The organism is Lysobacter daejeonensis GH1-9, assembly GCF_000768355.1.
Classification (GTDB): Bacteria; Pseudomonadota; Gammaproteobacteria; order Xanthomonadales; family Xanthomonadaceae; genus Aerolutibacter; species Aerolutibacter daejeonensis.
On record NZ_AVPU01000002.1, the window covers coordinates 1 to 21806 of the forward strand.

The 21806-nt window shown below is 66.5% G+C and carries 23 protein-coding genes; 17 read left to right on the forward strand and 6 right to left on the reverse strand.

Annotated features, from left to right (window positions below):
* The 3 genes from N800_RS01145 to N800_RS01155 form a co-directional block, all read left to right on the forward strand.
* Positions 1 to 536: HlyD family secretion protein (locus tag N800_RS01145; RefSeq protein ID WP_036133921.1), on the forward strand; the 536-nt coding region annotated here is incomplete at its 5' end.
* Between the two features lie 19 nt (positions 537 to 555).
* Complete coding sequence (locus N800_RS01150; RefSeq protein ID WP_036134248.1) at positions 556 to 1485, forward strand: ABC transporter ATP-binding protein; 930 nt, start codon at positions 556 to 558, stop codon at positions 1483 to 1485.
* Positions 1482 to 2606 (forward strand): ABC transporter permease, encoded by a 1125-nt coding sequence (locus N800_RS01155; protein ID WP_036133923.1) that lies wholly within the window; start codon positions 1482 to 1484, stop codon positions 2604 to 2606. Before N800_RS01150 ends, N800_RS01155 begins: the two co-directional genes overlap by 4 nt.
* A 149-nt stretch (positions 2607 to 2755) precedes the next feature.
* On the opposite strand, the gene miaB is transcribed toward N800_RS01155, so the two are convergent.
* A complete protein-coding gene (miaB, locus tag N800_RS01160; RefSeq protein WP_036133925.1) occupies positions 2756 to 4177 on the reverse strand; it encodes a tRNA (N6-isopentenyl adenosine(37)-C2)-methylthiotransferase MiaB in 1422 nt (473 codons plus the stop codon).
* A gap of 245 nt (positions 4178 to 4422) precedes the next feature.
* On the opposite strand from miaB, the gene N800_RS01165 reads away from it, so the two are divergent.
* From N800_RS01165 to N800_RS01190, 6 genes are all read left to right on the forward strand, one after another.
* The gene (locus N800_RS01165) at positions 4423 to 5352 is read left to right on the forward strand and encodes a lytic transglycosylase domain-containing protein (protein WP_036133927.1); all 930 of its coding nucleotides are present in this window, start codon (positions 4423 to 4425) and stop codon (positions 5350 to 5352) included.
* A 187-nt stretch (positions 5353 to 5539) separates the two neighbouring features.
* Positions 5540 to 6151, forward strand: coding sequence for a ubiquinol-cytochrome c reductase iron-sulfur subunit (gene petA, locus N800_RS01170; RefSeq protein ID WP_036133929.1), 612 nt, complete (start codon positions 5540 to 5542; stop codon positions 6149 to 6151).
* 3 nt (positions 6152 to 6154) lie between these two features.
* Positions 6155 to 7414 carry a cytochrome b gene (locus N800_RS01175; RefSeq protein WP_036133931.1) on the forward strand — a complete coding sequence of 420 codons (1260 nt, stop codon included), beginning with the start codon at positions 6155 to 6157 and terminating at the stop codon, positions 7412 to 7414.
* Positions 7407 to 8174, forward strand: a complete 768-nt coding sequence (locus N800_RS01180; protein WP_036133934.1) for a cytochrome c1 — start codon at positions 7407 to 7409, stop codon at positions 8172 to 8174. The genes N800_RS01175 and N800_RS01180 overlap by 8 nt, the downstream gene beginning before the upstream one ends.
* A gap of 170 nt (positions 8175 to 8344) precedes the next feature.
* Entirely contained in the window at positions 8345 to 8980 is a 636-nt protein-coding gene (locus N800_RS01185) for a glutathione S-transferase N-terminal domain-containing protein (RefSeq protein ID WP_036134250.1), read from the forward strand.
* A gap of 59 nt (positions 8981 to 9039) precedes the next feature.
* The gene (locus N800_RS01190; protein ID WP_036133936.1) at positions 9040 to 9576 is read left to right on the forward strand and encodes a ClpXP protease specificity-enhancing factor; all 537 of its coding nucleotides are present in this window, start codon (positions 9040 to 9042) and stop codon (positions 9574 to 9576) included.
* Between the two features lie 7 nt (positions 9577 to 9583).
* On the opposite strand, the gene N800_RS01195 is transcribed toward N800_RS01190, so the two are convergent.
* Positions 9584 to 9919, reverse strand: a complete 336-nt coding sequence (locus N800_RS01195; RefSeq protein ID WP_036133938.1) for a DUF3301 domain-containing protein — start codon at positions 9917 to 9919, stop codon at positions 9584 to 9586.
* Positions 9920 to 9994: 75 nt separating this feature from the next.
* Between N800_RS01195 and N800_RS01200 the strand changes: the two genes are divergently transcribed.
* A complete protein-coding gene (locus N800_RS01200) occupies positions 9995 to 10777 on the forward strand; it encodes an FHA domain-containing protein (protein WP_036133941.1) in 783 nt (260 codons plus the stop codon).
* Between the two features lie 17 nt (positions 10778 to 10794).
* Here the strand turns inward: N800_RS01200 and nadC are convergent, their stop codons facing one another.
* Together nadC and N800_RS01210 are read right to left on the reverse strand one after the other, a co-directional pair.
* Positions 10795 to 11718, reverse strand: coding sequence for a carboxylating nicotinate-nucleotide diphosphorylase (gene nadC / locus N800_RS01205; protein WP_084087037.1), 924 nt, complete (start codon positions 11716 to 11718; stop codon positions 10795 to 10797).
* A 2-nt stretch (positions 11719 to 11720) separates the two neighbouring features.
* A complete protein-coding gene (locus N800_RS01210; RefSeq protein WP_036133944.1) occupies positions 11721 to 11990 on the reverse strand; it encodes a Trm112 family protein in 270 nt (89 codons plus the stop codon).
* Positions 11991 to 12046: 56 nt separating this feature from the next.
* Here N800_RS01210 and purE point away from each other — a divergent pair, with 56 nt between their 5' ends.
* Complete coding sequence (gene purE, locus N800_RS01215; RefSeq protein WP_036133946.1) at positions 12047 to 12556, forward strand: 5-(carboxyamino)imidazole ribonucleotide mutase; 510 nt, start codon at positions 12047 to 12049, stop codon at positions 12554 to 12556.
* Positions 12557 to 12623: 67 nt separating this feature from the next.
* Positions 12624 to 13766, forward strand: a complete 1143-nt coding sequence (locus tag N800_RS01220) for a 5-(carboxyamino)imidazole ribonucleotide synthase (protein ID WP_036133948.1) — start codon at positions 12624 to 12626, stop codon at positions 13764 to 13766.
* A 90-nt stretch (positions 13767 to 13856) separates the two neighbouring features.
* On the opposite strand, the gene sodB is transcribed toward N800_RS01220, so the two are convergent.
* Positions 13857 to 14435: a superoxide dismutase [Fe] gene (gene sodB / locus N800_RS01225; RefSeq protein ID WP_036133949.1), complete on the reverse strand. Its 579-nt coding sequence runs from the start codon at positions 14433 to 14435 to the stop codon at positions 13857 to 13859.
* 156 nt (positions 14436 to 14591) lie between these two features.
* Here sodB and grxD point away from each other — a divergent pair, with 156 nt between their 5' ends.
* The 5 genes from grxD to ppnN all read left to right on the forward strand — a co-directional run bounded on the left by grxD (position 14592) and on the right by ppnN (position 21297).
* Positions 14592 to 14912 carry a Grx4 family monothiol glutaredoxin gene (gene grxD, locus N800_RS01230; RefSeq protein ID WP_036133952.1) on the forward strand — a complete coding sequence of 107 codons (321 nt, stop codon included), beginning with the start codon at positions 14592 to 14594 and terminating at the stop codon, positions 14910 to 14912.
* 11 nt (positions 14913 to 14923) lie between these two features.
* Entirely contained in the window at positions 14924 to 15646 is a 723-nt protein-coding gene (locus tag N800_RS01235; RefSeq protein WP_036133954.1) for an SDR family NAD(P)-dependent oxidoreductase, read from the forward strand.
* A 71-nt stretch (positions 15647 to 15717) separates the two neighbouring features.
* Complete coding sequence (locus N800_RS01240; protein WP_036133956.1) at positions 15718 to 16314, forward strand: YhgN family NAAT transporter; 597 nt, start codon at positions 15718 to 15720, stop codon at positions 16312 to 16314.
* 269 nt (positions 16315 to 16583) lie between these two features.
* Entirely contained in the window at positions 16584 to 19811 is a 3228-nt protein-coding gene (locus N800_RS01245; protein ID WP_232227506.1) for a TonB-dependent receptor, read from the forward strand.
* A gap of 112 nt (positions 19812 to 19923) precedes the next feature.
* Positions 19924 to 21297, forward strand: coding sequence for a nucleotide 5'-monophosphate nucleosidase PpnN (gene ppnN / locus N800_RS01250; RefSeq protein ID WP_052107792.1), 1374 nt, complete (start codon positions 19924 to 19926; stop codon positions 21295 to 21297).
* A gap of 4 nt (positions 21298 to 21301) precedes the next feature.
* Here ppnN and N800_RS01255 read toward each other — a convergent pair whose 3' ends face one another.
* Entirely contained in the window at positions 21302 to 21682 is a 381-nt protein-coding gene (locus N800_RS01255) for a type IV pilin protein (RefSeq protein ID WP_052107793.1), read from the reverse strand.
* Positions 21683 to 21806: the final 124 nt, after the last annotated feature.

Below are 21806 nucleotides of genomic sequence, written 5' to 3' on the forward strand. Positions count from 1 at the left end.
CCGCCAGCCAGGCGGGTGCCCAGGTGGCCGCTGCCCGTGCGGCACTGGACGAGCTGCGCCATGGCACGCGCGCGGAGCAGATCGCCCAGGGCGAAGCTGCCGCCCGCGCGGCCAGCGCGCAGGTCGTTGCGCAACAGGCAACACTCGACAAGCTGGTGGTGCTCGCCCCACGCGCAGCCCGTATCGACAGCCTGCCGTACCGCCTGGGCGACCAGGCCCCCGTGGGCGCGCCGCTGGCCATCCTGCTGGTAGGCGACGCACCGTACGCGCGGATTTACGTGCCCGAGCCGCTGCGCGCCGGCGTCGCCGTCGGCACCCGCGTGCGTGTGCACGTTGACGGCCGTGCCGAGCCGCTGTCCGGCACCGTCCGCATGATCCGCAGCGAGCCCACCTACACCCCGTACTACGCCCTCGTCGGTGACGACGCCGCGCGTCTGAGCTATCTGGCCGAAGTGGCCCTCGGCGCGGATGCCGCCGACCTGCCGGCCGGCGTGCCGGTGCGGGTGTCGTTCGAAGGGTTGCCTCCCCGTGACTGAGGCCGACGCCCAGGTCGTCATCCGTACCCGCGGCCTGACCAAGCGCTTCGGCGACCTGGTGGCCGTTGATGCGGTTGACCTGGATGTGCCGCGCGGCCATGTCTACGGCTTCCTTGGTCCCAACGGCTCGGGCAAGTCGACCACGATCCGCATGCTCTGTGGCCTGTTGACCCCGTCGGCCGGCAACGTCCGCGTGCTCGGGCTGGACATCCCGCGCGAAGCCGAGGCCCTGCGCCTGCGCATCGGCTACATGACCCAGCGGTTCTCGCTGTTCGAAGACCTGACCGTGCACGAGAACCTTGAGTTCATGGCCACGGTGCAGGGACTGTCGCGGCACGACGCGCGCCGTCGCATCGACGAGCTGCTGCAGCAATACCACTTCCAGGATCGCAGCCGGCAGCTGGCCGGCACGATGAGCGGCGGCCAGAAGCAGCGCCTTGCCCTGGCCTGTTCCGTGGTCCATCGACCGGAGCTGCTTTTCCTTGACGAACCCACCAGCGCCGTCGACCCCGAGTCGCGCCGCGATTTCTGGGAGAAACTCTTCGAACTGGCCGACGCCGGTACCACGCTGCTCGTCTCCACCCACTACATGGACGAAGCCGAGCGCTGCCATCGCCTGGCCATCCTCGACCGCGGCGTGCTGGTGGCCGACGGCACGCCAGCCACGCTCACGGCAGCATTGGAGGCGCGCGTGCTGCGCGTGGATGCCGATCAGCCGCGTCGGGCACAACAGGTGGTGGTGGGTGTGCCGGGCGTCGTCAGCGCCGCCCAGATCGGGAACACGGTCCGCGTCCTGCTGGCTGGTGCTGCAGTAGGCGAGGGTGCCGCCCGCGTCCGCGATGCATTGCACGGCGAAGGCGTACGGGCCAACGTCACGTCCACCGAGCCCAACCTCGAGGACGTGTTCGTCGCTTCCACGCAACGGGGCCCCGCGCGGGAGGTGGCATGAACCTGCGTCGCCTGCTCGCGGTGATGACCAAGGAGCTACGCCAGATGCGTCGCGACCGCATCACCCTGGCGATGATCATCCTTGTGCCGGTGCTGCAACTGGCCCTGTTCGGCTATGCAATCAACACCAACGTACGCGGGTTGTCGGCCGGCATCGCCGACGAGGCCGGCACCGCAGGCTCGCGGGCGCTGGTGATGGACATGCTGGCCACCGGGGTGGTCGCGCCCGTGGCCGATGCCGCCACGCCGGAGCAACTGATGGCATGGCTGCAACGCGGCGAGATCGCCGTGGGCATCCACGTGCCGCCGGACTTCGAGCGTCGGCGCATCGACGGCCGCGAGGTCGCGCAGGTGCTGGTCGATGGCAGCGACACCGCGGTGCAGGGCGCGGCGGCGCAACTCGCGCAATTGCCCGTCGAGGGTGTCTCCACGGTGATCGTGCCCACCGCGGTGACCGGGCCACGAGCCTCCACGCCGCCAACCCGACCGATCAGCGTGGTCAGCTTCTACAATCCCGAGCGCCGTTCGGCGGTGAACATCGTGCCGGGGCTGATCGGCGTGATCCTGACGATGACCATGGTGCTGTTCACCGGCGTGGCCATCGTGCGCGAGCGCGAGCGGGGCAACATGGAACTGCTCATCGCCACGCCCATCAGCAGCGCGGAACTGATGATCGGCAAGGTGTTGCCGTACGTGGCCATCGGCCTGGTGCAGACCACTGTGGTGCTTGCACTGGGCCTATGGCTGTTCAAGGTGCCGGTGCGCGGCAGCCTGTTGGACGTCTACCTCGCCGCAGGTCTACTGATCGTCGCCAACCTCACCCTGGGTCTGCTGATCTCGACGAAGGCAAAGTCGCAGTTCCAGGCGATGCAGATGACGTTCTTCGTATTCCTGCCATCGATCCTGCTGTCGGGCTTCATGTTCCCGTTCAGCGGCATGCCGAAGGCGGTGCAGTGGCTGGCCGAGGTGTTGCCGCTCACCCATTTCCTGCGCCTCATCCGTGGCGTGATGCTGCGCGGCGCCACCCTGCCGGAACTGTGGCCCGACGTGCTCGCCCTGCTGGTCTTCACCACCGTGATGATGACGCTCGCGATCGCGCGTTTCCGCAAGCGGCTGGACTGATCGAGGGTAGGTTTTGCTTTATCTCCACCCTCAGAACCGAGTTTCCGAGGGGATGGGTTCCGCGGGATGGCGCGCGCCCGAGTCGGGGCAGGATGCCCCGACCGAGGGAAAAGCAATGCCCCGCGGGGCCCAGCCCCGGGCCCTCGAACTCAGCCGACTCCAGCTACCCGTCCGCGCAGCGAGTTGCTCAGCGCCTCGGTGATCACCACGTCCACGAACTGCCCCACCAGCCGCGCCGGCGCCGGGAAGTTCACCGAGCGCATGTTCTCGGTCTTGCCGGTCAGCTCGTTCGGGTTTTTCTTCGATGGCCCTTCCACCAGCACCTTCTGCGTGCTGCCCACCATCGCCTGTGAGATCTTCGCGGCATTGGCATTGATCGTGGCCTGCAGGCGCGACAGGCGCGCGTGCTTCTCCTCGCTCGTCACCGTGTCTTCCAGGTCGGCGGCAGGCGTGCCCGGGCGGCGCGAGTAGATGAACGAGAAAGACTGGTCGAAACCCACGTCCTCGATCAACTTCATCGTCTTCTCGAAATCCGCATCCGTCTCGCCCGGGAAGCCGACGATGAAGTCCGACGAGATCGAGATGTCCGGCCGTACCGCGCGCAGCTTGCGGATCTTCTGTTTGAACTCCAGCGCCGTGTAGCCGCGCTTCATCGCCGAGAGGATGCGGTCGCTGCCGGCCTGCACCGGCAGGTGCAGGAAGTTGGCCAGCTTGGGCACGTCGCGGTAGGCCTCGATCAGCGAGTCGCTGAACTCCAGCGGGTGCGACGTGGTGAAACGGATGCGGTCGATTCCGTCGATCTCGGCGATGGCGCGGATCAGCAGGCCCAGGTCGGCCAGTTCCGGCTCGGCGCCATCCTCACCCGCGATCGGGCCTCGATAGGCGTTGACGTTCTGGCCCAGCAGCGTCACCTCGCGCACGCCCTGCGCGGCGAGCTCCGCCACTTCCACCAGCACGTCCTCGAACGGCCGGCTGATCTCCTCGCCGCGGGTGTAGGGCACCACGCAGAACGAGCAATACTTGCTGCAGCCTTCCATGATCGACACGAACGCGCTCGGGCCGTCGGCACGCGGCTCGGGCAAGCGGTCGAACTTCTCGATCTCGGGGAAGGAGATGTCGACCTGCGCCTTGCCAGTCTCGCGCTTGGCCTGGATCAGCTCCGGCAGGCGGTGCAGGGTCTGCGGGCCGAACACCAGGTCCACGTAAGGCGCGCGCTTGACGATGGCCTCCCCCTCCTGCGACGCCACGCAGCCGCCGACGCCGATCAGCACCGGCTTGTCGCCCTGCTTGAGCTGCTTCCAGCGGCCGAGCAGGCTGAACACCTTGTCCTGCGCCTTCTCACGGATCGAGCAGGTGTTGACCAGCACCACGTCGGCCTCGGCCGGGTCGTCGGTCAGCTCCAGGCCTTCGGCGGCGGCCAGCACGTCGGCCATGCGCGCCGAGTCGTACTCGTTCATCTGGCAGCCGTGGGTTTCGATGAACAGCTTGCCGCGGGCCGGCAGGGCGGGGGCGGAAGCGGTCGGGGCGGCGGCAGCCGTCGGCTGGCCGGGGAGGGCGGTGTCGGTGGTCATGGTCAGGTCCGGGAGGGGCGGCGGTTAATCCGCGCCGGAAGGCCGGGTAGTTTACCGGTTCGCCCCGGGGGGCGCCGCGCCGTACTCCGCCGGGCCGTTTCCCGTGGCGCCTCCACCGATCCGTCCGGGGCGGTGGGGCGGTCTACTGCAACGGTCGGAGGGGGTGGAGGCCGGAACCCACCCTGCGTCCCGTTTCTCGACCAATGACTTGGCAAATGCCCTCGGGACGGGGGACACTCGGGCCGATGAAGGGGAGCATCCTGACGCTGGGGGTCATCGCGCTGCTCGCAACCGCACCCGCGGTGGCCGGCACCGTGTACCGCTGCGAGACGACCGACGGCGGCCGGAGCTACTCCAGCAAGCGTGTTCCCGGCGCCAAGTGCACGGCGGTGAGCGCGTATTCCGGAGCGTCCAAGTCCCGTCGCGCATCCGCGCCTGCGCCCGTCTCCGTTGGCAATGCGACCCCGGCCAACCCCGTGGTCGGCTCCCCGGCCAGTGGGTCGACCAAGGCGGAAACCGCCGCCGCGACCTCCAGCCTGTCCGGCCCCACCGCGGCCACGGCGCCGCAGCGGACGCCGTCCGGCGGTGGTCGGGTGGTTCGCGGGCAGGTCTATTCCTACATGCAGGACGGCGTCCGCCACTATTCCAGCCGGCCGCCGCGCGGTGGCGCCCGCGCCGTGGCGGTCCGCACCATCAAGTACAGCTACATTGAGACCTGCTTCGCCTGCAGCGCCAAGCCCGGCGTGAATTTCGGCTCGGTCCGGCTCAACACCCAGGCCTATCGCGACGAGATCCGGGCGGCGTCCAGCAAGTTCGGGGTGGACGAGGCGATCGTCCGCGCGATCATCCATGCCGAGTCCGCCTACAACCCCAACGCCCTGTCGAGGGTGGGGGCGCAGGGGTTGATGCAGTTGATGCCGGCCACCGCGCGCCGGTTTGGCGTGGGTAATGCCTTCGATGCCTCGCAGAACATCCACGGCGGTGTCGAGTACCTGGCGTGGCTGCTCAAGCGCTTCAACGGCAATCTGACCCTGGCCGCGGCCGGTTACAACGCCGGCGAAGGCGCAGTCGACAAATACAAGGGCGTCCCGCCCTACAGCGAGACCCAGCGCTACGTGCAACGCGTCGGGGTGCTGGCCGACCGTTATCGCAGCGCCGCCGGTGGCATGCAGTAACCCCAGGGGGCGGCACGGCCACGAGTGTTATGTGACGGTGATCGCCCCGGCAAGGCGTTCGCGCCTGCTGCGGATTGTCCTGCCGTTCACCGTTCCGTTACACTTCCCCGTCTTTTGAGCCGCGAGCCGTCGCCAGTGGCGGCGGCTTTGTGGTGAAACTTCGTTACTAAGCTTTGCGGAGTGCCGAATGGCCAACCAAGGGGTCAACGATCCTGTAAACACGGGACGCCGCCGCTTCCTGACCGCGACCACGGCTGTGGTCGGTGCGGTCGGGGCCGGCTTTGCGGCGGTGCCGTTCATCAAGTCCTGGAATCCGAGTGCCCGTGCCAAGCTGGCAGGCGCTCCGGTGACCGCCGACATCAGCGCCCTGGCCGAAGGCCAGCGCCTGATCTTCGAGTGGCGCGGCCAGCCTATCTGGATCGTCAAGCGTTCCAAGGCGATCCTGGACGCGCTGCCGACGCTGGACAGCCACCTGCGCGACCCCAAGTCCGACAACAAGGACCAGCAGCCGGGCTACATCACCGGCGAGCTGCGCTCCATCAAGCCGGAGATCTCCGTGCTGGTCGGCCTGTGCACCCACCTGGGCTGCTCGCCGGAGATGAAGGCCGAGATCCGCCCCGAGCCGTTCGACGCGGAGTGGAAGGGCGGTTACTTCTGCCCGTGCCACAAGTCGAAGTTCGACATGGCCGGTCGCGTGTTCCAGGGCGTTCCGGCGCCGACCAACCTGGTCGTGCCGCCGCACCACTATGCCGATGACAACACCATCATCATCGGCGTCGATCCGCAGGGGGCTGCGTAAGCCATGGCGAACATCTTCACCCGTACCGCCAATGGCGTGATGGACTGGGTCAACGAGCGTGCACCGGGCATGATGCCCGCGTACCGCAAGCACATGACCGAGTACTACGCGCCGAAGAACTTCAACCTCTGGTACTACTTCGGCTCGCTCGCGCTGCTGGTGCTGGTCAACCAGATCGTCACCGGCATCTTCCTGACGATGCACTTCAAGCCGTCCGCGGCCGAAGCATTCTCGTCGGTCGAATACATCATGCGTGACGTGGAGTGGGGCTGGCTCATCCGCTACATGCACAGCACCGGTGCCTCGATGTTCTTCATCGTGGTGTACCTGCACATGTTCCGCGGCCTGATGTACGGCTCGTACCAGAAGCCGCGCGAACTGGTGTGGATCCTCGGCATGCTGATCTACCTGGTGCTGATGGCCGAGGCCTTCATGGGTTACGTGCTGCCGTGGGGCCAGATGTCGTTCTGGGGCGCCAAGGTGATCATCTCGCTGTTCGGCGCGATCCCGGTCATCGGCAACGGCCTGGTCGAATGGATCATGGGCGACTACCTGCCGGGCGATGCCACCCTGAACCGCTTCTTCGCGCTGCACGTCATCGCGCTGCCGCTGGTCCTGCTGCTGCTGGTGGTCCTGCACCTGGGCGCCCTGCACGAAGTGGGCTCCAACAACCCGGATGGCGTGGACGTCAAGAAGGGTCCGAAGGGCAACCGTTGGGATGCCAACAAGCCCAAGGACGCCATTCCGTTCCACCCGTACTACACGGTCAAGGACCTGGTCGGCGTCGGCTTCTTCCTGATCCTGGCCGCGTTCGTCATCTTCTTCGCCCCGGCGTTCGGCGGCTGGTTCCTGGAGCATGACAACTTCACCGAGGCCAACCGCCTGGTGACCCCGGCCCACATCAAGCCGGTTTGGTACTACACCCCGTACTACGCGATGTTGCGCGTCATTCCCGACAAGCTGGGCGGCGTGATCGTGATGTTCTCGGCGATCGCCATCCTGTTCGCGGTGCCGTGGCTGGATCGCTCCAAGGTCAAGTCCTACCGCTACCGCGGCCTGCTGTCGTGGGGCCTGCTGCTGGCCTTCGCCGCGAGCTTCATCTGGCTGGGCAAGATCGGCGCCGGCCCGGGTACCGACCCGGTGGAAACCCAGGTGGGTCGCGTGCTGACCTTCTACTACTTCGCTTTCTTCATCACGATGCCGCTGTGGACCAAGCTCGACAAGACCAAGCCGGTGCCGGAACGGGTGACGATGCATGACTAACGCAACTGTTTCGAAGCGGGTGAACCCCTTCCACAAGCTCGCGGTCTTCGCCGCCGGCCTGCTGGTCTCGGTCTCGGCCTTCGCGGCCGCAGGCGGCGACGTGCAGCAGGCGGGCACCGACCTCAACGACCGTGCCTCGCTGCAGCGTGGCGCCCAGCTGTACATGAACTACTGCTCGGGCTGCCACTCGCTCAAGTACCTGCGCTACTCGCGCATGGCCGAGGATCTGGGCCTGACCGAAGACGAGGTGATGAAGAACCTCAACTTCTCCGGCGCCAAGTTCGGTGAACAGGTCCAGGTCAGCATGACCGAGGCGCAGGGCAACCAGTGGTTCGGCAAGCAGCCGCCGGACCTGAGCCTGATCAGCCGCGTGCGTGGCAGCGACTGGGTGTACACCTACCTGAAGTCGTTCTACCTGGACGAAACCCGTCCGCTGGGCTGGAACAACAAGCTGTTCCCCAACGCCTCCATGCCCAACGTGCTGTGGGAGCTGCAGGGCCTGCAGCACGCCGAGTTCGGCAAGCCCGATGCCACCGGCGAGCGCCCGGTGCTGGGTCTGACGGTGACCCAGGCGGGGGTGCAGGACGCGCAGCAGTTCGACCAGACCGCGCGCGACATCGCCGCGTTCCTCGAGTACGCCGGCGAGCCGGCAGCCCTCAAGCGCGAGAAGATCGGCGTCTGGGTCATCCTGTTCCTGGCGTTCCTGACCTTCCTGGCCTGGTTGCTGAAGCACGAATACTGGCGCGACGTCGAGCACTGACGACGTCCCAGCGCAAAGGCCCGCCTCGAGCGGGCCTTTGCACATCTGGCCCCGAGTGGGGGGGATGTGGCAAATGTGGAAAAAGCGTTAGGCTCGGACGTTGGCGACTGTCCACACGGGGTGGATAGCGTCTTGCGGCCGGCGGAACCCGGTCCACAGCGAGGTCGATGATGGCGGCTAGCCCCAGAATGCGTAATGCCCTCACCCTGTTCTCCGCAACGGATTGCGTGCTGTCCCATCGCGTCCGCCTGGTCCTGGCCGCCAAGGGCGTCACCTACGACCTGGTGCCGGTCGACCCGCAGAACCCGCCGGAAGACCTCGTTGACCTGAACCCCTATCACTCCGTGCCCACGCTGGTGGAGCGCGAGCTGGTCCTGTACGCGGCCAGCGTGGTCAGCGAATACCTGGACGAGCGTTATCCGCATCCGCCGCTGATGCCGGTGGATCCGCTGTCCCGCGCGCGCCTTCGCCTGGCGATGCTGCGCCTGGAGATCGACTGGGTGCCGCAGGTACAGGCCATCCAGCTGGGCAACAAGGCCCAGGCCGATGCCGGCCGCAAGCGCCTGAAGGAGCTGCTCACCGCCTCCGTGCCGCTGTTCAAGGCCTCCAAGTTCTTCCTCAATCCGGAAATGAGCCTGGCGGACTGCGCCATGGCGCCGATCATCTGGCGCCTCGACGCGTTGGGCGTGCCGCTGCCCAAGGACGGCAAGGCCATCGAGGATTACGGCAACCGGATCTTCCGCAGCCCGGGTTTCTCCCGCAGCCTGACGGAGCAGGAGCGCCGCCTGCGCGACCTGCCGGGCTGATTTGTTTTTGAGTGCACGCAGGCGTCGCCGCCCCGGGGCAGCGACGCTACACTGCGTGCATGACAGACCAGTTTCCGCCGATGACCAGCCACCGCCCGTACCTGCTGCGGGCCCTGTACGAATGGATCGCGGACAACGGCATGACCCCGCACCTGCTGGTGGACGCCACCCGTTCCGGTGTGCAGGTGCCGCTGCATGCCGTCAAGGACGGGCGCATCGTGCTCAACGTGGCCGAGCGGGCCGTCGCGCGGCTGGAAATGACCAATGAACTGATCCGCTTCAGCGCCCGCTTTGGTGGTGTGAGCCAAGCGGTGTCCGTGCCGGTGAGCGCCGTGCTCGCGATCTACGCGCGTGAAACCGGGCAGGGCATGGCCTTGCCTGAAGACATGCTGCCCGGTGAGGGCGACGCGGACGCCGATGACGTCGTCGCCGAGGAAGAGATGCCTCCTGTAACGTCGGCCAGCGGTCGCCCGACGCTCAGCGCGGTCCCGGACGCCGCTGCCGCGGATGGTGGCGATGAAGGAGGCGACGACCCCGCTGGCCCCGATTCGCCCAAACCGCGTCCCGGCGGGCCGTTCCTGCGCGTGGTGAAGTAAGCCGCCGTCACTCGCCGGACGAATGCAGCGTCACCGGTGCCGAATTCACCGGACCGCTGAACGATACGAGCCGCTCCCCCTGCAACACCATGCGGCCCACGTGGCGATCATCGCCATGGATCGAGTAGTCGAAGCGGAACGTACGTTCCATCCCCAGCCAGCCGCTGTCGCTGCGGTACAGGCGCCAGGCGATGGCATGCACGCTCTGGTCCAGCCATTGCACGCCCGCAGCCCGGCACGCGTCGCGCCCCACGGCCTCCGCGCGTTCGGCGGCGGCGCGATTCGCATTCCATAGTGAGACGACAATCGCAGTCGCGATCATCAGGATGATTAGAGTCGGCATGGGACTAATGTGCGGCCGCGGCGGCAACGTCGCAAGCGGCCGACCCGCAATCGTCAGCACGGGGGCTGCGAATCGATGAAGCTGGTTTTTCCAGGCGGTGAACATCCGCAGGTGTTGTTGGGGCCGGGCGTCAATCGGGTAGGCTCGGATCCCGATGCCAACGTGGTGATCAACCACCCCGGCGTGCGACCGCAGCACTGCCTCCTGCATGTGACTGGCACCGGGGTCATGCTGGAGGTGCCGCAATCGGCCGACGTCAGTGTCAACGGCCGGCCGGTGGACGGGCTGATCTCGCTGCGTGCGGGCGATTCGGTGGCGTTCCAGGGCGTGCACGCACGGCTTGCCGCCATCGAACCGGCGGCGGCGGTCAAGAAACTGTCCGATCCCTGGCATGCGTCTTCCTCCGCCAATGACGACCCGGGGGTGACGGCGGTGCGTCCGGTGGCACCCAAGTTCGTGCTGCGCGGCACCGCGGGGCGCGCCTTCGGGCGCAGCATCCCGCTGTCAGGCGCATTGACGGTCGGTCGTGGCCCCGAGTGCTCGCTGCGACTGGACGAACCCGGGCTCTCGCGTGCGCATGCGCGCCTGCTGGCGACCGACCACGGCGTGCAGGTGGAGGACGTCGGTTCCACCAACGGCACGTTCATCAATGGCAACCGGGTGCTGCGCGGCGAGGCGCGCGTGGGCGACGAAATCGGCTTCGATACGATGCGCTTCCAGGTGCTGGCGTACGGCCAGCCGGAACCGGCAAAGCGGGCGGCACGCGGGTCATCGGCCGAACCGTCGCGACGCGGTTGGCTGGTCGTGTCTGCCGTCGCCCTCGTGGCAGCTGCCGTGGCGGCTTACGCGCTCATGTGAGCGCGTACGCCCAGCCATCAGGCGGCGTTGTCGGGCGGCGGCCCCAGCTTGAGTGACAGGTCGATCGCGCGCACATGCTTGGTCAGCGCGCCGATCGAGATGCAATCCACGCCGTCCTCGGCGATTGCGCGCAGGCCGTCCAGGTCAACGCCGCCCGAAACCTCCAGCGGAATGCGACCGGCGGTGATCCGGACCGCCTCGCGGCGCGTGGCCGCATCGAAGTCGTCGATGAGGATGCGGTCGCAACCCACCGTGAGCGCCTCCTCCAGCTGGTCCAGGGTTTCCACTTCCACGATCAGCGGCAGCGCCGGGTGCATGGCACGCGCGGCATGCACCGCGCCGCCCAGTGAGCCGGCAGCGCGGATGTGGTTTTCCTTGAGCATCACCGCGTCGTACAGGCCCATGCGGTGGTTGACGCCGCCACCCACGCGCACCGCGTACTTCTGTGCTTGGCGCAGGCCGGGAATGGTCTTGCGGGTATCCAGGATGTGGGCGCGGGTGCCACGCACGGCCTCCACGTAGCGCGCGGTGACCGTTGCAGTGCCCGACAGCGTCTGCAGGAAGTTGAGCGATGCGCGTTCGGCGCTGACCAGCGAGCGGGCGCGGCCCTGCAACGTGGCCAACACGGTGCCCTTGCGCACGTGGTCGCCTTCGGCCACGCGCCAGTCGATATGTACATTCGGGTCGAGCGCGCGATGGCAGGCATCGAACCAGGCGCGGCCGCATACCACGGCGTCTTCCTTGCACAGCAGGTAGGCGCTGTCGGCTACGTCCGGCAGCAGGGCCGCGGTGGCATCGCCGTCGCCCAGGTCTTCGGTCAGCGCGGCGGCCACGTCCGCCTCCACCACGACCGCCGGCGGCGGGGCGATGGTGCGTGGACCGGGCTGGCTGCCTGCGGCCGGAGCGGCCCCGGCCTGCGCGTCGCGGTCAGACGGGCCCATGCTCATGCCGCCGGGAAGTCGGCCACCTGCGCGGTGGCTATCGACTCTTCCACCAGCAACACGGGAATGCCGTCGTCCACGCGGTAGACGGTCTTGTAGTCGCGGGTCACCAGCGCCTCGCGCACGGCCTCGGCCTGCGGGGTGCCATCACCGCGGAGGACGCCGCCGGCCTGGATGGCGGCATTCAGGGCCTGCAGGCCACGGCTGTCGAGCAGGGTAAGCGGCTGGCGGGTGGCCGGGCAGACGAGCAGGTCGAGCAGTTTGCGGTCCATACGGTGAAGCTCTGGCGGAAGGCCGGTAGAATACCGTTTTGCCGCAAGGGCCAGCCATGACCCCCCCTGAAAACGCTTCCGCGCCGCTGGTCGGCATCGTGATGGGTTCGCGCTCCGACTGGGACACGATGCAGCACGCGGCAGCCAAGCTCGAAGCGCTTGGCGTACCGCACGAAGTCCGCGTGGTGTCCGCGCACCGCACCCCGGACGTGTTGTTCTCCTACGCCGATACCGCCGCCAGCCGTGGCCTGCGGGCGATCATTGCCGGCGCCGGTGGCGCCGCCCACCTGCCGGGCATGCTGGCCTCCAAGACCGCGGTGCCGGTGCTGGGCGTGCCGGTGCAGAGCAAGGCGCTCAATGGCATGGATTCGCTGCTGTCGATCGTGCAGATGCCGGCAGGCATCCCGGTGGGCACCTTCGCCATCGGCAACGCGGGCGCGGCCAATGCCGCCTTGTTCGCCGCCGCGATGCTGGCGCACGACCACCCGGCTATTGGCGAGGCGCTGGCGGCCTTCCGCCAGAAGCAGACCGACGACGTCGCCGCCAACGACGACCCGCGTCGTTGACCTGTCCCGACGGCTCCGCCGACAAGCACGATCCGAGCAAGACTTGATGAGCACTCCTGATTCCCGCATGACCACCGTCGGCATCCTCGGTGGCGGCCAGCTGGCGCGCATGATGGCGCTGGCGGGGGCACCGCTGGGCCTGCGCTTCCTGGTGATGGACAACGTGGCCGACGCCTGCGCCGGCCAGTTCGCGCCGATGGTGGTGGGCGATTACACCGACGAAGCCGCATTGGCCGAGTTCGCGTCGCGGGTGGACGTGGCCACGTTCGACTTCGAGAACGTGCCTGCCGAGTCCGCGCAGTGGCTCACCAACCGCGTGCCGGTGTTCCCCAAGCCGCGTGCGCTGGCGACCGCGCAGGATCGGCTGGCGGAGAAGACGCTGTTTCGTGAGCTGGACATCCCGGTACCGCCGTTCGCATCGATCGATACGCGCGAGCAGCTGGATGCGGCGGTGGCGCAGATCGGCACGCCATGCATCCTCAAGACCCGCCGCCTGGGCTACGACGGCAAGGGCCAGTTCCGCATCAAGACCCCGGCCGACGCGTCCGCGGCGTGGGAGGCGCTGGGTGCGCAGGCCGGCAAGGTCGGGTTGATCCTGGAAGGTTTCGTCGCGTTCCAGCGCGAACTGAGCGTCGTGGCAGTGCGCGCCCGCGATGGCGAGTTCCGCGCATGGCCGTTGACCGAGAACTGGCACGTGGACGGCGTGTTGTCGGCCAGCCTTGCTCCGGCCACCGTGGACGACGCCATGGCCGCGACCGCCATTGGCTACGCCCGCAAGCTGGCCGAGGCCCTGGATTACGTCGGCGTGTTCGCACTGGAGTTGTTCTGCCGCGACGGTGAACTGCTGGCCAACGAGTTGGCGCCGCGCGTGCACAACTCCGGTCACTGGACCATCGAAGGCAGCGAGACCAGCCAGTTCCAGAACCACCTGCGCGCCGTGCTGGGCCTGCCGCTGGGCGACACCCGCATGGTGGGCACGGCCTGCATGCTCAACTGGATTGGCGCGATGCCGGAAGCCACGGCCGTCCTCGCCGAATCCGGCGGCCATTGGCACGACTACGGCAAGCAGCCGCGCGAGGGTCGCAAGGTCGGCCACGCCACGCTGCGCGCCGACTCGGCGACGGAGCTTGCGGCCGCGCTGGTTCGCGTGGGCGAGGCGTTGGGGCGCGAGGCGCAGGTAATGCCGGTGGTGCTGGCGCTGAGGCCCTGAGCGGGCCCCCGGGCCAAGCCACCATGTCTTTGCGTGAAAACAAACGGCCGGGTTTCCCCGGCCGTTCGCAATTCAGGCAATCGCCGTCGCTTACTTCATCTGCGAGGCGACGAAGTCCCAGTTGACCAGGTTCCAGAACGCCTCTACGTACTTCGGGCGGGCGTTGCGGTAGTCGATGTAGTAGGCGTGCTCCCACACGTCGCAGGTCAGCAGCGGGGTGTCCTCGCCGGTCAGCGGGGTGGCGGCGTTGGAGGTGCTGACCAGCGCCAGCGAACCGTCCGGACGCTGCACCAGCCAGCCCCAGCCCGAGCCGAAGGTGCCCACGGTGACCTTGGTGAACTCTTCCTTGAACTTGGCGAAGTCGCCGAAGGCCTTGTTGATGGCATCGGCCAGCTTGCCCGCCGGCTCGCCGCCGCCGTTGGGCGACAGGCAGTTCCAGTAGAAGGTGTGGTTCCAGATCTGCGCGGCGTTGTTGAACATGCCGCCCTGCGACTTGCGGATGATCTCCTCCAGCGACATGTCGGCGAACTCGGTGCCCGGGATCATGTTGTTGAGGTTGGTCACGTAGGTCTGGTGGTGCTTGCCGTAGTGGAAATCGATCGTCTCGGCCGAGATGTGCGGCTCAAGCGCGGTACGGTCGTAGGGGAGGGCAGGCAGTTCGATGGCCATGGGGCTTGCTCCTTGCAGCAGGGGCTGGCGGTTGGGGGCGCGGGGCGGGCAGGGCCCGGGTCCGCAGGGGTCAGAACGATTAGAATGGGCATTCTATCCCCATGCGTCGTTGCCCGGACGTCAAACCCGGCAACGCACCTTTGCAGGAGTTGCACCATGTCCGTGATGGACCGCATCAAGGCCGAAGTCGAAGGTCACCCGATCGTGCTCTTCATGAAGGGCACCGCGCAGTTCCCGATGTGCGGGTTCTCCAGCCGTGCCGTGCAGGCCCTCAAGGCTGCGGGCGCCACCCAGTTGCACGCCGTCAACGTGCTGGAAGATCCCGAGGTCCGCGCCAACCTGCCGCGCTATTCCAACTGGCCCACCTTCCCGCAGCTTTTCATCAACGGCGAGCTGATCGGCGGCTGCGACATCACCCTGGAGCTGTTCGAGTCAGGTGAGCTGGCGCGCATGGTCAGCGAAACCCAGGCCCAGTGAGCGCCGCGCCGATGACCGAAGCCGCATTGGCCGGCCGAGTGGTGTTGGTCGCGGGTGCATACGGTGGCCTGGGCAGCGCCGCTTCGTTGGCCTGCGCCCGCGCCGGTGCGACCGTCGTGCTGTTGGGACGCAAGGTACCCAAGCTCAACCGCCTGTACGACGCGCTCGCCGCAGAAGGCCCGGAACCGCTGCTGTACCCCTTGGACCTGGAAGGTGCGTCGCCCGATGACTACGCCGAGATGGCCGAACGCATCGAGGTGGAGTTGGGGCGTCTGGATGGCGTGTTGCACTGCGCCGCCGAATTCCGCGGGCTGACCCCGCTGCTGCAGACCGATCCGGCGGCCTTCGCGCGTGCGCTGCACGTCAACCTGACCGCGCGGTGGTGGCTGTCGCAGGCTTGCGTGCCGTTGCTGGCCAAGGCGCCGGATGCGGCCTTGGTGTTCACCGTGGATGACCTGTCGCGGGTCGGGCAGGCCTATTGGGGCGGCTACGGCCTCGCCCAGCACGGCCTGTCCGCGCTCGTCGGCATGCTGCATGCCGAGTTGGCCAACTCTCCCGTGCGCGTGGCGGGACTGCAACCCGGCCCCATGCGCACGCCCCTGCGCGGCAAGGCCTACGTGGAGGAAACCGACCGCCAGGCGCGGGAACCCGCCGCGTATGCCCGCGCCTGTGTCACCCTGTTGTCGTCCGAAGGCGCGGTGCATCGCGGCACGGTCTGGACGCCCCAGCCCTGATCGGGGTGCCCGCTGTCTGTGCCGGGCGTCCCTTCGTACTTTCCTGATCCGCCCGCACGAGCCATCAGCCGATGACGATCGCATCCGCCGCATTGCTGCTGTTCCTGATCCTGGACCCGCTGGGCAACGTGCCGGTGTTCCTGAGCCTGTTGCGCGGGCTGCCGGCGCGGCGCCAGCGGGTCATCGTCGCCCGCGAACTGCTGATCGCACTGGGCGTCCTGATGGTGTTCCTCTGGGGCGGCAAGTACGCGCTGGAGTTGATGCACCTGCGCCAGGAGTCGGTGTCGATCGCCGGCGGCATCGTCCTGTTCCTGATAGGCATCCGCATGATCTTCCCGCCGCCGGAAGGGCTGATGGGCGAGATCCCGGACGGCGAGCCTTTCATCGTGCCGATGGCCATTCCGCTGGTTGCCGGACCGTCGGGCATGGCCGCGGTGATGCTGATGGGCAGCAACGAGCCCTCGCGTCTGGGGGACTGGAGCCTGGCCCTCGTCATCGCTTGGGGCGCCACGGCCGCCATCCTGCTGTCGGCGACCTACTTGTACAAATGGCTGGGCTCCCGCGTCCTGACCGCCGTCGAGCGCCTGATGGGCATGTTGCTGGTGGCGATTTCAGTGCAGATGTTCCTGGATGGGCTGGGCACGTACCTGCAGATCTCCGCCCCGTAAGCGATTGATTGCATAGCGTATTGCGTACGCAGCTAGCCGGTCTCCGATCAAGCTGGCTGCCACCGTGCCGGGTCGATGCGTGGATCGTGCCGTTTTCTTGACGTCGGTCATGAATTCGAAACACATGCGCCTCAGTATGTTAATCTCCCATTAACCCGTGGCAGCTTGCGCGCGGGGTTGGGGCAGCTGAAACGTCAATGGGCCGTGCGCGATTTCGGGGGCGCGGGCCGAGTTCTGTCGAATCCAAAAATGCATCGAGGCCAGTTTTCATGACCGACAAGAATCGTGTTCGTATGTCCAAGCTCACCCTTGGGCTCCTGGCGGCGCTTGCTGCCGCTCCGGCGTTTGCGCAGCAGACTTCGGCTGGCGTGGGCGGCGTTGTGACGAGTGCGGACGGCCGCCCGGTCGCGGGCGCGGAAGTCACCATTACTCACGTCGAATCGGGTACCGTCAGTCGCGCCACCACCGACGCCAGCGGACGCTACAACGCTCGCGGCCTGCGCGTGGGTGGCCCGTACACGATCACCATCACCAAGGCTGGCGAAGGCGCATCCAGCGAGGACAATGTCTTCCTGACCCTGAGCACCGTGGCTCAGGTCAACAGCCAGCTGGACGACTCCGTGGCTACCGTTGACGCCGTCCAGGCCGTGTATGCCGGCGGCTCCGAGGTGTTCAGCGCCAGCAAGATGGGTGCAGGTACCAGCGTAACGCGGGAAACCATCGAGGCCCTGCCGTCCATCAACGGCAACATTCAGGATTACATGCGCCTTGATCCGCGCGTGGCGTTCACCGACCGTGCCAGCGGCAGCATCAGCGCCGGTGGCCAGAACCCGCGCTACAACGCCATCCGCATCGACGGCGTTTCCGCCAGCGACACCTTCGGTCTGGAAGGCAACAACATGCCAACCCGCCGCCAGCCGGTGGCGATGGATGCGATCGAGGCGCTCAACATCGACCTGGCGTCGTACGACGTGACCATCACCGGTGCCACAGGCGCGGTGGTGGATGCCGTGACCAAGTCCGGCACCAATGAATTCCACGGTTCGGTCTACGGTTACTACCGTGATGGCGACTGGTTCGGCGACGACCCCACTGGCCAGAAGTTCAATGGTTTCGAGGACGAGCAGACCTACGGCATGACCTTCGGTGGTCCGCTGGTCAAGGACAAGCTGTTCTTCTTCGTCAACTACGAGAAGTTCAAGCAGTCCGCGCCGGGCGCCGACATCGCGGGCAGCGCGCTTGGCAAGGCCAATGCCGTCATCGACATGGATGACATCGCGCGCGCCCAGCAGATCGCGCAGTCGTATGGCTTCGACGCGGGTGGCCTGGACTCGTCTGGCGACACCGATCTGGAAGAGTACGCCGCCAAGATCGACTGGAACATCAACGACGCCCACCGCTTCAGCCTGCGCTACTCCAACCTGGAGCAGAGCAAGCTGCGCGTCAATGGCATCAACTCCAGCTCGATCTCGTTGAGCTCGTACTGGTACCAGCACGCCAAGAGCGTTGAGAGCTATGTCGGCCAGCTGTTCAGCGACTGGACCGACACGTTCTCGACCGAGTTCAAGGTCTCCTACCGCGACTACTCCGCCGTTCGCGAGACGCCCACCAGCGCCCCCAGCGTCCGCATCTTCTTCGGTGGCACCGAAGCCGCGCCGTCGGGCGATTCCCTGTACCTCGGCACCGAGGTCAACTCGCACCAGAACGCGCTTTACACCGAAACCTGGAACGCCTTCGCCGCCGGCACGCTCACGTTGGGCGACCATGACGTGAAGTTCGGCTTCGACTACAGCGACAACGACGTCTACAACATCTACGGACCGCAGCTGTTTGGCGTGTACGAGTTCTGGGGCCTGGACAACTTCGCCTTGGGCAAGTGGAACACGTACAACCTGCGCACCCCGCAGCCGGGTCTCGGCTTCGACTCGGTCGCCGGCGCCTTCCAATACGACTCGTTGGGCCTCTTCCTGCAGGACACCTGGTACGTCAGCAGCAACCTGACGTTGAACTACGGCATCCGTGCGGACAAGCCGGGCCTGAACACCGAGCCGACCTACAATGCCGCCGCCGAGGCTGCGTTTGGTTACGACAACTCCAAGGTCCTCAACGAAGACTGGCTGGTCCAGCCGCGCTTCGGTTTCAACTACACCTTCAACAGCGCGCGTCCGACGCAGCTGCGTGGCGGCTTCGGCCTGTTCCGCGGCGAGTCGCCGCAGGTGTGGCTGAGCAACGCATACAACACCACGGGCTTCAACTACATCCAGTACAGCCAGAACACGGCTTCGGCTGAGGACTGGCAGGACCTGCCGTTCAGCGGCGACGGTTACAACCAGCCGGTGCCATCCAACCCGCGCGCGGCGCTGATGAATGTGAACTTCGTCGCGCCGGACTTCGAGCAGCCCTCGGTCTGGAAGGCCAACCTGGCGTTCGAGCACGAGTTGCCGTGGTACGGCATCGTGGGCTCGGCGGAACTGCTGGTGAGCAAGGTCAAGACCGCGCTGTTCTACCGCAACCTGAACCTCGGCGCGTCCACGCTGGAAGGCCAGGACGGCCGTGACCTCTTCTGGAATCCGACCAACGTCGGTCGCTCGTGGAGCTCTTCGAACAACCGCTTCAACCGTAATCGCGCGTTTGACGCCGTGTACCTGCTGGACACGACCGACGAAGGGCGCAGCCAGCAGCTGACCGTCTCGCTGAACAAGCCGTTTTCGGACCAGAGCGACTGGTCGTGGTTCCTGGGCTACACCTACACCGACGCCGAGGATGTCAGCGGGCTGACCAGCTCGACCGCCGGCTCGGGTTGGAACTACAACTACCTGTTCGATGCCAACGAGGAGGTCGCTTCGACCTCGCGGTACGAAATCCGCGATCGCATCAGCGGCCAGTTGAACTGGAAGCATGCGTTCTTCGGTGACTACGAGACCCGTGTAGGCCTGGTGTATGAAGGCCGCAGTGGGCGGCCTTACAGCTGGGTGTACTTCAACGACGCCAACGGTGACGGCCGCTCGGCCAATGACCTGCTCTACGTGCCGAGCGGCCCGGGGGACGTGTTGTTTGGCAGCCTGTCCAGCGCGGGGGTGTTCACCGCCAACCCACAGATGGAGCAGGCGTTCTTTGAGTGGCTGAACGAGAACCCGGAGCTGAAGCGCTACCAGGGCGGCGTTGCGCCGGCCAATGCGGGACGCGGCGAATGGGTCAACACCTTCGACGTGCGCTTCACGCAGGAGCTGCCTGGCTTCTTCAAGGGCCACAAGTCCGAGATCTGGCTGGACATCCAGAACGTGGGCAACCTGATCAACAAGGATTGGGGCCACATCATGGATTACGGTTTCTTCGCCAACCAGCGCGTCCTGTCGGCCAATGGCATCTACAACGGCAAGTACGTGTATGACTTCCGCAGTCCGGATGCCCCGACGGCGGCCAACGGTGATGCCGACGGATTCAACACGGGCGTGTCCCAGTGGTCGCTGCAGGTGGGCTTCCGCTACAAGTTCTGATCGATCCGTCAGTAGCGTGTGTCAGAAACGGCCGGGGAAACCCGGCCGTTTTATTTTGGGAGCCCCAGTGAGATACAGTCAGCGCATGAGCAACGATAGCCAGAATGTCCCCATGTACCGTTCCACCGTGCTGCCTACCGAGAGCACGCGCATCTACCCACGCGGTGGGCTCGATGTCCTTTCGCGCGAAGAGGTCGCCAAGTTCCGCGACGCTTCCACTGGCATGCATGACCTCTTGCGCCGTTGCGCGCTGGCCGTCCTGACCACAGGCAGCACCTCGGATGATCCGCGTGCGGCCCAGGAGCTCTACCCCGAGTTCGACATCGAGGTGCACCAGCAGGATAGGGGGCTGCGCATCGACCTGCATAACGCGCCGGCGACTGCCTTCGTCGATGGTGAGTTGATACGAGGCGTCGCGGAGCTGCTGTTCGCGGTAGTTCGTGACCTGGCCTATACCGCGATTGAGCTGGTCCCTGAGGGTGGACGTGACCTGGGGTCCAGCGTGGGCCTGACTGATGCGGTCTTTGACCTGCTACGCAATGCGCGCACCCTGTTTCCGACCGATCCCAACTTGGTTGTGTGCTGGGGCGGCCACTCCATCTCGCGAGAAGAGTATGTGTACACCAAGCAGGTCGGCTATGAACTGGGCCTGCGAGGACTGGACATCTGCACCGGCTGCGGCCCCGGCGCGATGAAGGGGCCGATGAAGGGCGCCACCATCGCCCACGCCAAGCAGCGCAAGCACCGCCCGCGTTACATCGGGATCACCGAGCCGGGCATCATCGCGGCGGAGTCGCCCAATCCGATCGTCAACCACCTGGTGATCATGCCGGATATCGAGAAGCGCCTTGAGGCCTTCGTCCGCATTGGTCACGGCATCCTCGTGTTCCCCGGCGGCGTGGGGACGGCGGAGGAGATCCTGTACCTGCTGGGCATCCTGCTGCGGGAGGAGAACGCCCATGTCCCGTTCCCGCTGATCCTCACCGGCCCGACCGCGTCGGCGCCGTACTTCGAGCAGATCGACAGGTTCCTGCGGCTCACCCTCGGCGAAGCCGCTACCTCGCGCTACGAAATCATCATTGCCGATCCGGCCGCGGTCGCGAAGCGGATGATGGCGGGAATTCGCAAGGTGCGCGACCATCGGATCGCACAGAAGGATTCGTTCTTCTTCAACTGGTCGCTGGACATCCCGCTGGCCTTCCAGCAGCCATTCGTCCCCAGTCATGAAGCGATGGCTGGCCTGGACCTGCATCACGGGCGCAAGCCGCACGAGCTCGCGGCAGACCTGCGGCGAGCGTTCTCAGGCATCGTGGCCGGCAATGTGAAGGAGGACGGCATGCGCCGCATCGAAGCGCACGGGCCGTTCGAGATCCATGGCGACAGCGGAATGATGCAGTCGCTGGACGCGCTGCTCCGGGCGTTCGTGGAGCAGCGCAGGATGAAGATTGCGGGGGATTACCGGCCGTGTTACCGGGTGGTGGCGTAAGCCGTCACCAGCAGGTGGTGGGCGTCTTGGAAATGGCGCCCGCTGCGTTAACGAGGCTCAGCTTCCCGCATTTGTCGTTCGCCTGATCCCCTTGGGGGGTTGCCTCCAGGGTATACCCGGTCGCGCTGGTGCCGGATAGCGCGAACGTATAGTGGCCATTGTCCAGTCCCGCAGGTAGCGAGTAAGTCGCAAAGGACGCGTGGTCCACGCGGTAACGTTCCATCGCGAGCTGCTGGTTCTGGAGGGTCGTGAGTGCCTCGGTGCGGCGGCTCTTTCGCATCTGGTCGCCAAAAAGTGGGACGGCGATCGCAGCCAGGATGCCGACAATGGCCACTACCACCATCAACTCGATAAGCGTGAAGCCCCTGATCTTCATGTGGTGCATTGGCGAGCCCTGCGTATTGGTACTGATTTGAGATGGTAGACGCTGGAGGCCCTGAGCATAAGTGGGGTGCTGGTCGTTCGTCCCGCTACAGGCGCCGCCCGTCCGGACTTCGTTGCCGGCCCTA

Bases quoted from the DNA above. Each gene is read 5' to 3' on its own strand.
- N800_RS01180 (WP_036133934.1), top strand. From the start codon at position 7,407: ATGACTAACGCAACTGTTTCGAAGCGGGTGAACCCCTTCCACAAGCTC.
- grxD (WP_036133952.1), top strand. From the start codon at position 14,592: ATGTCCGTGATGGACCGCATCAAGGCCGAAGTCGAAGGTCACCCGATC.
- N800_RS01195 (WP_036133938.1), bottom strand. From the start codon at position 9,919: ATGCCGACTCTAATCATCCTGATGATCGCGACTGCGATTGTCGTCTCA.
- N800_RS01220 (WP_036133948.1), top strand. From the start codon at position 12,624: ATGACCACCGTCGGCATCCTCGGTGGCGGCCAGCTGGCGCGCATGATG.
- N800_RS01245 (WP_232227506.1), top strand. From the start codon at position 16,584: ATGACCGACAAGAATCGTGTTCGTATGTCCAAGCTCACCCTTGGGCTC.
- sodB (WP_036133949.1), bottom strand. From the start codon at position 14,435: ATGGCCATCGAACTGCCTGCCCTCCCCTACGACCGTACCGCGCTTGAG.
- miaB (WP_036133925.1), bottom strand. From the start codon at position 4,177: ATGACCACCGACACCGCCCTCCCCGGCCAGCCGACGGCTGCCGCCGCC.
- N800_RS01255 (WP_052107793.1), bottom strand. From the start codon at position 21,682: ATGCACCACATGAAGATCAGGGGCTTCACGCTTATCGAGTTGATGGTG.
- N800_RS01175 (WP_036133931.1), top strand. From the start codon at position 6,155: ATGGCGAACATCTTCACCCGTACCGCCAATGGCGTGATGGACTGGGTC.
- N800_RS01185 (WP_036134250.1), top strand. From the start codon at position 8,345: ATGGCGGCTAGCCCCAGAATGCGTAATGCCCTCACCCTGTTCTCCGCA.
- N800_RS01240 (WP_036133956.1), top strand. From the start codon at position 15,718: ATGACGATCGCATCCGCCGCATTGCTGCTGTTCCTGATCCTGGACCCG.
- ppnN (WP_052107792.1), top strand. From the start codon at position 19,924: ATGTACCGTTCCACCGTGCTGCCTACCGAGAGCACGCGCATCTACCCA.
- N800_RS01165 (WP_036133927.1), top strand. From the start codon at position 4,423: ATGAAGGGGAGCATCCTGACGCTGGGGGTCATCGCGCTGCTCGCAACC.
- N800_RS01155 (WP_036133923.1), top strand. From the start codon at position 1,482: ATGAACCTGCGTCGCCTGCTCGCGGTGATGACCAAGGAGCTACGCCAG.
- N800_RS01210 (WP_036133944.1), bottom strand. From the start codon at position 11,990: ATGGACCGCAAACTGCTCGACCTGCTCGTCTGCCCGGCCACCCGCCAG.
- N800_RS01190 (WP_036133936.1), top strand. From the start codon at position 9,040: ATGACAGACCAGTTTCCGCCGATGACCAGCCACCGCCCGTACCTGCTG.
- petA (WP_036133929.1), top strand. From the start codon at position 5,540: ATGGCCAACCAAGGGGTCAACGATCCTGTAAACACGGGACGCCGCCGC.
- purE (WP_036133946.1), top strand. From the start codon at position 12,047: ATGACCCCCCCTGAAAACGCTTCCGCGCCGCTGGTCGGCATCGTGATG.
- N800_RS01235 (WP_036133954.1), top strand. From the start codon at position 14,924: ATGACCGAAGCCGCATTGGCCGGCCGAGTGGTGTTGGTCGCGGGTGCA.
- N800_RS01200 (WP_036133941.1), top strand. From the start codon at position 9,995: ATGAAGCTGGTTTTTCCAGGCGGTGAACATCCGCAGGTGTTGTTGGGG.
- nadC (WP_084087037.1), bottom strand. From the start codon at position 11,718: ATGGGCCCGTCTGACCGCGACGCGCAGGCCGGGGCCGCTCCGGCCGCA.